Below are 8,021 nucleotides of genomic sequence, written 5' to 3' on the forward strand. Positions count from 1 at the left end.
CGACTGGCTGGGGCTGATCTTGGCAATGGTGGCGGCAGGATTCCTGGGCACCTGGCTGGGGCTGCGGCTGCTGAACCGGGTGACCGATCACCGCTTCGATTTTCTCTTCAAGTGGACGTTGACCTTGCTGGCGCTACGCCTGATCTGGCTGGGCGTGGAGCGGCTGGGAGCAGGGTAGGCGGAGCCGCTCATGCGGCGGCCCAGCATCTGGCATAGTCCGGGGTGACGGTCAGCATGTCGCCTGTCTCTACCCTGACGGGTAAGCCGTACAAGGCTTCCAGGCGTGGGCGTGTCAGCACTTCCTGCGGCTGGCCTTCGGCGATCATTCTCCCATCCTTGAGCAGCAGGATGCGATGCGCCACGCTGGCGGCAAGGGTCAGGTCATGCAGGATCGCCAGTACGCCGTACCCCTCCGCAGCGGCCTGCCGTGCCGCACGCAAGACGGTGATCTGATGCTGCAGGTCGAGGCTGGCCGTGGGCTCGTCGACCAACAGGTAGCAACCTCCACCCAGCCGTTGGCCAGCCCATAGTTGCACCATGACCCTGGCCATGTGAGTTCTATGCTGCTCGCCACCGGAAAGCTGGAGCACGGAGCGGTGCCTTAGTGCGCTCAGATCGAGTAGGTCGATGGCCTGCTCCGTCAGTGCAGTGATCTCGCCAATGGGTAGTTCACGCGGAGTACCGAGTTGAATTAGCGCTTCCACACTGTAGGGGGCGCTGACGCGAGGTGACTGCTCCAGTACCGCACGTTGGCGGGCCAAGGTAGCGGCGTCGAGGGAGGCTGGGTCGCGGCCATCCATACGGAGCTGTCCAGTCGCTCTCCGCTCGGCTCCGCTCAGGCAGTGCATGAGGGTGGATTTGCCTGCCCCATTGGGGCCAAGCACGGCAAGAAACTCGCCGGGTTTCAGGCACAGGTCGATGTCCGAGAGCAGCGTCTTGCCTCCTTTGGTGAGCGAGAGCGCCTTGGCTTCAAGCATGAGAGAGACTCCTGAGTCGTCGTGTCAACAGCCACAGGAAGAAGGGGCCGCCGATCAGGCTGGTGGCGATACCGATGGGAGGCTCCTGGGGCGCGATGGCCAGGCGTACGACGAGATCGGCTGCCAGTACCAGGCTGATACCAAGCAGGGCTGATGCAGGCAGCACCCAGCGGTGGGCGTACCCCACCAGCAACCTGGCCAGATGGGGAGCCACCAGCCCGATGAAGCCGATGGGCCCTGCCGCTGCAGTAACGGCGCCGACGCTGAGCGCTGCGACAGCGGCCAGTACGCGCTTTGTGCGCTCCACGTCCAGCCCCGCGTGAAACGCCTGGCGCTCGCCCAACTGGAACAGGTCGAGCCCGCGACCCTGGCGCCAGAACAGTGGCGTCATGGCCAGGGTAATGCCTAGGGCAATCAGTACTACGGGCCAGCCTGCATGACCAAGACCGCCCATGCTCCAGAAAGTCAGGTCGCGGAGCGCCTGATCGTCGGCGACATAGACCAGCACACCGATAATGGCGCCAGCAATGGTGTTGATGGCGATGCCTATCAGGATCAGCATGGCCACCGAGGTCTCGCCTCCCCGGCGGGAGAGAGTGAATACACAGGTCATGACCAGCATGGCGCCGAGAAAAGCGGCTACGGGCAGCAGCGCCGTTTGCAGCATCAGCGGCAGTTCCGGGGCGATCAGGTTGCCCAGCACGATGGCGCTGACCGCGCCGATGGAGGCGCCGGCGGTGATGCCGATCAGTCCTGGATCGGCTAAGGGGTTGCGCAGCATGCCCTGCAGGGCGGTGCCTGCCAGCGACAGTGCTGTGCCGACGGCGATGCCGAGGGTCAATCGGGGCAGGCGAATCTGCCAGATGATGCTGTTGTCCAGCGTATCGCCACTACCCGAGAACACTGCCCAGAGTTGTGCGATACCCATCTTGACGGGGCCGAGTGCCAGCTCCGCCAGGGCCAGGCTCAGCGCCAATAAGCCAAGACCGGCAACGACCAGCGGTTGGCGGCGGTGGCTTCGATGTTCTACCGTTGTGCCAACAGTCATCATCGGTTCGACGCCTCACTCTGGCTCGAGGCCTGGCGCAAGGCCCGATTCAGCTCATGTATCGCTTGCGGCGTGCGCGGGCCGAAGCCCAGGAGCAGCATACCGTCCATGGCAATGAGACGACCGTGCCGACCGGCCGGTGTGGCGGCCAGGTCGGGGCGCTGCAGCACAAGCTCGGCGTCGCCATCCCCAAGCGGCTCCTGCATCATGACGATCACGTCCGGCGCCAGCGCCATGACCGCTTCCATGGCCAGCGGCCGGTAGCCCTCAATGTCGCCGGTGACAGGTTGACCTCCCGCCAGGGCGATCATTTGCTCCGCGACGGTTCCCTTGCCGCCGATGACCATGGGGCCGCTTTCTGCCGAGAGCACGAAGAGCGTGCGCGGCGCCCAATCCGGTGAGGGACGCAGCGCCTCGACCTCCTGTGTGGCGCTGGCCAGCTCAGCATGAAAGGCCTCGACCAAGGCTTCGGCGGTGGCCTCACGGTCAAGCGTCTCGCCGACGAAGCGGATCTTGGCGGCAACGTCCCGGTGGGCTTCACCCTGAGGCGCAGGCGCCCGGTGCACGTGAATACCGGCATCTGCCAAGCGTGCGAGAGATGCTTCCGGTCCGGCAAAGTGGCTGGCCAGGATCACCTCGGGGCGTAGCGACAAGACGCCTTCGGGCGACAGCGTGCGGACGTAACCGATATTGGGCAGGTCTTGTGCGTCGGCGGGAAAGGTGGAGGTGGTATCCACACCGACTACCCGCTGTCCTTCACCCAGCGCAAAGACAATCTCGGTGAGGTCCCCACCCGCGATGACGATGCGCTCGGCGGCGCTAGCTTGCACGGTAACCGACCAAGAAAGGATCGTTGGCACGGCCAGGAGTATGCGGAGCAGAAACGCTCGAAAAGCTTGGCCCTGCGTGGTGTGACAATACGGCATGATGCGCTCCTTTATCGTCTCTAATGGGAATGGTTGTCATTATTGTTTCTCGAGGTCAAGCCCGAGGTAATCCGGGTTGCCAATACGGTAAGCAAGTCGATCAAAAAATGATCTGTGTCATAAGCAGAACAAAGGGGTGTTGCAAATGATTATTATTGGAATTTAGGTTTATCGTTTTAGCGCCAGACGGGGGTGAATATGGAATGGCCGGCCAAGAGGTGGGGCTTCGGTTTGCTGACGGGGATGCTGGGTGCCTCGGTGCCGTTGCCAGCAGTCGCCGCCGACACGCAGACAGTGGCAGAGCAGCGCCCCGATTCACTGGAGACTCTGGTCGTACTGGGCACTGGCACGCAGACATCGATCTTCGAAAACCCAGCCTCTATCACGGCTCTCGAGAGTCATGAGCTCCAGCGCATGTCGACAACAAGCGTAGCGGAGCTGCTACGCGATGTGCCTGGGGTACGGTTGTTCGATGATGGCACGGCCGGCATGAAGCGGATCAGCATTCGTGGCGAGACGTCGCGGCGGGTCACCATCAAGGTAGATGGCCATGCATTGACTGACCATTCGCCCTACGGCACGCCGCTATTGCTCGATCCGTCTGTCATTGAGCGCATTGAGGTCGTGCGCGGGACTTCGTCCGTGCTCAGCGGTTCCAACGCCATCGGCGGTGTGGTCAATATCATCACGCGTCGCGGCGGCGAGGCGCCGCTGGAAGGCAGCATCAGTACGACGGGATTCTCGGGCACTCGCGGTTACCTGACCAGCACCACCCTGCAGGGGGCGAGTGGGGGGCTGGACTGGCGAGTGACCGGCAGCCTGGCGGAGGAAGGGGATCGCCGCACACCGGAAGGCAGGCTCTCGCCTTCCGGTTTCGAACAGGATCAGTTCTCGACCCACCTGGGTTATCGCCACGGCGATCACTACATGGCTCTCAAAGCGGAGCAGTATCGCCTCGAGGCCGATGTTTACAACCCTCTGCCCGACGGGTTCACCGACTTCACCATCAGGTTGCCGCAGCGGGACCTGCGCAAGGTGGGATTGTTCTATGAAGGCGAGTCGTTATCGCCGAGCGTCAGCCGTGTCGAGGCGAGCGTGTACCATCAGACGGTGGATCGGCTGTTCGAGAATCAGGCTGCCATGACCAGTGGCATGACGGTCGGTACCACTAGCGACGATCGTCAGGCTACCTATGGCGCCGACTTACAGCTCGAGTTGGCTCTCATCGGGCTCGGTAGTACCGTGCTGGGGCTGGAGTACGAAAACGACGCCCTGGATACGGGCAAGACCTCGGATGTGTTCATGCCGTTTCCGCCTCCCTTCGGCCAGCGCCGATTCACGGCCACATCCGACGAGGCGCGCATTCAGACACTGTCAGGCTATGCCCAGCAGGCCTGGGAACTTAACGACAGTACTACGGCTTACTTCGGTGGACGCGTCTACGCCGTCGAGGCGGAATTGGAAGCCAGCAGCGACAAGGCGCATGAGCGCAACACCGATACGCGGGCGCTGGGCTCGCTGGGCCTGGTTCATACCCCCGGAGACAATTGGTCGCTGCGTGCCAACCTGGCCCAGGGCTACTCCTACCCCACGCTGCAGCAGCTGTTCCTGACCACCACGGCGGGTGGACAAACCACCGTGGGCAACCCCGAGCTGTCGCCGGAAAAAGCCAATACCGTGGAGTTGGGGGCTCGCTACCGCGATGGCCGGCTGACTCTGGATGTCACCCTCTTCCATACCCGCGCTGATAATTACATTGGCCAGGATGTAGATAGCGTCTCCGGCCCGCAGCCAATCCGCCGCTACGTCAACATCCATCAAGCAACGACATCCGGGTTGGAGCTCTTCGGCGAACATCGCCTGGCGGCAACGGATACGGCGCTTTACCTGAACGGTAGCCTGCTGCGCCGCGAGTACGATTTCGGCGAATCGAAAACCTATGACAGCGGTACACCACGGCTCGCGGGCCGGCTGGGGATGCGCCGGGATTGGATGCTGACACCTGCAGTGGGATTGACGGGAGACTTCTTCCTGCGTGGCGAAAGCGAGGCGCGTGAACGCAATGCCGCGAACGAGCTGACCTCTCGCGCTGCCGGGTACGGAACGCTCAACGCCTACTTGGGCCTGCACTATGCCGACTGCCTCGACGTGGGACTGCGCCTCGACAACCTGCTCGACAAGCGCTACCGCCCCTTTGGCGAACTCACCGGCGAAGAGCGCAGCGTCACCTTGACCACCACCCTGCATTTCTAAGCGAGAAGCTGATATGACACTGATCTCCTCGACGCGGAGTGGACGGCGGCCCGTGTCTCCGCCTCAGCCACCACGGCTCGATGTTGGGCTGCCCAGGGTGAGCGCAGACCCGATAGCGGAAGCCTTCACTTCCCGCGTGCCGCTGATGCCCTGGCAGGACAAGCGGCCGGTGCCCCATGCGGAGATGGCAGACACTTGGCGGAGGCTATGTGATTTGTCACCGAGCGCTGGCAAGCGGCTGGCCTACGTGCATGTGCCCTTCTGCGCTAACCACTGCCTGTTTTGCGGTTTCTACCGCAACAGGTACCGCCACGAGGAGTCGGCACGCTATGTTCAGGCGCTGATCGATGAAGTGCGGCGAGACGCCGATATGCAGTGCGTTGGGCAAGCGCCAATCCATGCTCTTTACTTGGGCGGCGGTACTCCCACGGCACTCGAAACCGACGATCTGGTTCGACTCATAGAAGCACTGCGCGCCGAACTTCCACTGGCGGCGGACTGCGAACTGACGCTTGAGGGGCGTATCCTTCATTTTGACGACGACAAGGTCGATGCCTGCCTGGATGTCGGCGTCAACCGCATTTCCATTGGCATACAGAGTTTCGATACCAGGGTACGTCAGCAACAGGGAAGGCGCGCCAGCGGCCCGGAAGCGGAGCGCTTCATCGGTGACCTGATCGCGCGAGACCGAGCCGCCGTGGTTATCGATCTTATGTATGGCCTGCCGGACCAGGATATGTCCGTTTGGTCTCGGGATCTTGAAACCGCTCTCTCGCTCGGACCGGATGGGCTGGATGCCTATTGCCTGGCGCTGTTCCCCGGTACGCCTCTCCATCAAGCGGTCACCAAGGGTAAGGTCAGGCCACCCGCTACCCTTGCCGAGCAGGGGCGCATGTATGCATTGGCCTGTATGCGCCTGGCCGTGGCCGGCTGGCGCCAAGTAAGCAATAGCCACTGGGCAAGCGGCACGCGTGAACGCAACCTCTACAATCTGCTGATCAAGTCCGGGGCTGAGACCCTCGCCTTCGGCTCGGGGGCGGGTGGCAGCCTGGGGCGCTATAGCTATACCGTCGACACCGATTTGCAGGGCTACCTTCAGGCTCAGCGCGAGAACCGCAAAGCCATTGCGGGCATGTTGATAAGTGACGAGCAACAGACGCTGCGCGATTGGGTGGCCGGCCAGTTGGAAACGGCACGGCTCGATGTCGCTGCACTGCTGCGACGCTGGCCCGATCTGGTTGCCAAGCGCACCGCCTTGGAAGCACTGCTTGATAGCTGGCAGAAGGCTGGCCTGACAGAGCGTCAAGATGATGTCGTGACTCTGACGACGGCGGGGCGCTTCTGGAGCACCAACCTGATCGCGGGCTTCAAGGAGAAGTTTGCCAGCCTCAAGGGCGTCTCCTCTACGGCGGATGTGCCGTGAGACGAAATGGCATGAACCATGAAACGGTAAGGAGAAAAGCATGACAACCGAATCATTGCCCACCAGGGCCGAACGCCTAGAAAGGCTACGCCTGCAACTGGCGGAAAACCAGGACGGTATTCTGGAAGCGATGGCGTTGCAGCATGGCATGACGCTGCTCGACGTCGTGAGCTGCCTGCCCCAACGCTGCTGGAGCCGTATCGATGGCCAGCATTTCGTTAGCGTGATGCAGGAACTTGCCGACTGGGGAGAACTCACCACGATCGTGCATACGAATGGCGTGATTCTTGAATTTACCGGTCCGCTACCTGGGGGTGAGCTGGGCAAAGGTTTCTATAATCTTAAGGGAGATTCAGGACTTAGTGGTCATTTAAAACCCGATTGCTGTAGCGATATCGTTTTCCTTGAACGTCCCTTCATGGGCACGCAAACGGCCTCGGTGCAGTTTTTCAGTGCCGACGGTAACAGTATGTTCAAGGTCTATGTCGGACGTGACGCATCGCGCAGGCTGCGCGCCGATCAGATGGAGCGCTTCGAAACACTTGCCTTGCGGCTAGCTCAGCAAAGTGGGCATGGGGCATGATTGCGACGCTCATCTTTGGTGCTTCACGAGGCACTGGCTTTGAGATAGCGCGCTGTCTGCGCGGGCGGGGCCACCGGGTCGTCGCTCTCGTGCGCCCGACTAGCGATGAGGCGCCTTTGGTGTCCTTGGGCGTCGAGTGTGTCATCGGCGATGTGCTCAGTACACACGATGTGCGCAGGGCCTTTCGGAAGATCGGAGAGGGCGGTCGTGTCGTCTCGACCCTCTCGGGGTTGGCGCCGGATGGTGGCTACACCGACGAGCTGGGTAATCGGCGGATCATCGAGGTCGCACATGATTACGTACCGGAGCGTGTTGTACTGATCACCTCAATCGGCTGTGGTGAAATGGCACCTTATCGTTCGCCGCGCGCTATCGAGGCCTTCGGATGCGTCGTGGATGCCAAGACGCGAGCCGAGGAGGCGCTTCGTGCCAGCGGGCTGCCCTTCTCGATCCTTCGACCGGGTGGGCTCAAGAGCGAGCCCGCCACCGGCAGGGGCATATTGAGCACCGACCCTGCCATGCATGGCTTCATTCACCGTGCCGATTTGGCCAAGCTGGTCGCCATCGTGCTGGATGACCCGACGACACTGGGCGGTGTCTATGCCGCGGTTGATCGTGACGAGGCCCGCTGCGACAACCCCATCGAGCCCGTAATGCTTGAGGAGACTGACGAAGGCACACTGCCAAGGTGACGCTGCGCTTGATCTGGTTGGGTGTGCAGCGGCTGGCGGGATGAACGCGGAGCAGACCGTTCGGCTGGCGTGCGGCATGGAAGGTTCATGGGTTTACGCCTATTTCCACTGGCGGGTTT

7 protein-coding genes are annotated in these 8,021 nt (G+C 62.1%); 4 read left to right on the forward strand and 3 right to left on the reverse strand.

Annotated elements, in window-relative coordinates:
- Positions 1 to 188 precede the first annotated feature (188 nt).
- The 3 genes from QPM17_RS23090 to QPM17_RS23100 are packed head-to-tail and all read right to left on the reverse strand — an operon-like array spanning position 189 to position 2,951.
- On the reverse strand, positions 189 to 977 hold the full coding sequence (locus QPM17_RS23090) for a heme ABC transporter ATP-binding protein (protein ID WP_285394100.1): 789 nt from the start codon (positions 975 to 977) through the stop codon (positions 189 to 191).
- Positions 970 to 2,025, reverse strand: a complete 1,056-nt coding sequence (locus tag QPM17_RS23095) for a FecCD family ABC transporter permease (RefSeq protein ID WP_422732796.1) — start codon at positions 2,023 to 2,025, stop codon at positions 970 to 972. The genes QPM17_RS23090 and QPM17_RS23095 overlap by 8 nt, the downstream gene beginning before the upstream one ends.
- On the reverse strand, positions 2,025 to 2,951 hold the full coding sequence (locus tag QPM17_RS23100) for a heme/hemin ABC transporter substrate-binding protein (protein WP_285394102.1): 927 nt from the start codon (positions 2,949 to 2,951) through the stop codon (positions 2,025 to 2,027). The genes QPM17_RS23095 and QPM17_RS23100 overlap by 1 nt, the downstream gene beginning before the upstream one ends.
- Before the next feature lie 198 nt (positions 2,952 to 3,149).
- Between QPM17_RS23100 and QPM17_RS23105 the strand changes: the two genes are divergently transcribed.
- Genes QPM17_RS23105 through QPM17_RS23120 form a run of 4 tightly spaced genes read left to right on the forward strand, consistent with a single transcriptional unit; the run spans position 3,150 to position 7,902 of the window.
- Positions 3,150 to 5,204 carry a TonB-dependent receptor plug domain-containing protein gene (locus QPM17_RS23105; protein WP_285394103.1) on the forward strand — a complete coding sequence of 685 codons (2,055 nt, stop codon included), beginning with the start codon at positions 3,150 to 3,152 and terminating at the stop codon, positions 5,202 to 5,204.
- Positions 5,205 to 5,256: 52 nt separating this feature from the next.
- Positions 5,257 to 6,627 carry a heme anaerobic degradation radical SAM methyltransferase ChuW/HutW gene (hutW, locus tag QPM17_RS23110; RefSeq protein ID WP_285394104.1) on the forward strand — a complete coding sequence of 457 codons (1,371 nt, stop codon included), beginning with the start codon at positions 5,257 to 5,259 and terminating at the stop codon, positions 6,625 to 6,627.
- 40 nt (positions 6,628 to 6,667) lie between these two features.
- Positions 6,668 to 7,210: a heme utilization cystosolic carrier protein HutX gene (gene hutX, locus QPM17_RS23115; RefSeq protein ID WP_285394105.1), complete on the forward strand. Its 543-nt coding sequence runs from the start codon at positions 6,668 to 6,670 to the stop codon at positions 7,208 to 7,210.
- Positions 7,207 to 7,902, forward strand: coding sequence for an SDR family oxidoreductase (locus QPM17_RS23120; RefSeq protein ID WP_285394106.1), 696 nt, complete (start codon positions 7,207 to 7,209; stop codon positions 7,900 to 7,902). Before hutX ends, QPM17_RS23120 begins: the two co-directional genes overlap by 4 nt.
- Positions 7,903 to 8,021: the final 119 nt, after the last annotated feature.

Origin of the sequence: Marinobacter azerbaijanicus (assembly GCF_030250645.1) — a bacterium.
Classification (GTDB): Bacteria; Pseudomonadota; Gammaproteobacteria; order Pseudomonadales; family Oleiphilaceae; genus Marinobacter; species Marinobacter azerbaijanicus.